The sequence below is a fragment of the Shewanella sp. Sh95 genome (assembly GCF_001308045.1).
GTDB classification, from domain to species: Bacteria; Pseudomonadota; Gammaproteobacteria; order Enterobacterales; family Shewanellaceae; genus Shewanella; species Shewanella xiamenensis.
Map to the genome: position 1 here is coordinate 1 of NZ_LGYY01000086.1, position 420 is coordinate 420.

General features: G+C 73.6%; 1 protein-coding gene. It reads right to left on the reverse strand.

The window, feature by feature from the left end:
• Positions 1-253 (reverse strand): hypothetical protein (locus AEA42_RS06390; RefSeq protein ID WP_231640360.1); only part of this gene is annotated, 253 nt, incomplete at its 3' end.
• Positions 254-420 lie beyond the last annotated feature (167 nt).

The following is a 420-nucleotide window of genomic DNA, read 5'->3' on the forward strand; positions in this document are numbered from 1 at the left end:
GGTCGGGGGAGTGCCGCACGAGGGCCTGCACGAGCGCCGCGACGCGCTGCGCGTTCTTCTCGGGCACGCCCAGGCCCGTCAGCTGCTCACGCGCGAGGACCGCGCTCGCGGCCTCGTCCTCACCGCCCTTGTTGGCGTACGCCTTGCGCTCGGCCGAGTCGAAGACCGCGCCGTGGTACCACGCCGCGAGGCGGACCAGCTCGGGGTGGTGCGCCTCCTCGTCGAGCTCGTCGACGCGGGCCAGCACGTCCACGAGGTGCTTGAGGTTGTGGAAGTGCCGCTCGGGGCGGGTCCCCCGCTCCAGCAGGTCCTCGGCGGGGCGACGGACGGCGTCGGGGGGGGGGGGGGCACCCGCCGCGCCTGCGTCACCCTCCTCACTGTGCGCATTTGTCTTGCGACCACATACTCCGACACTGCTGG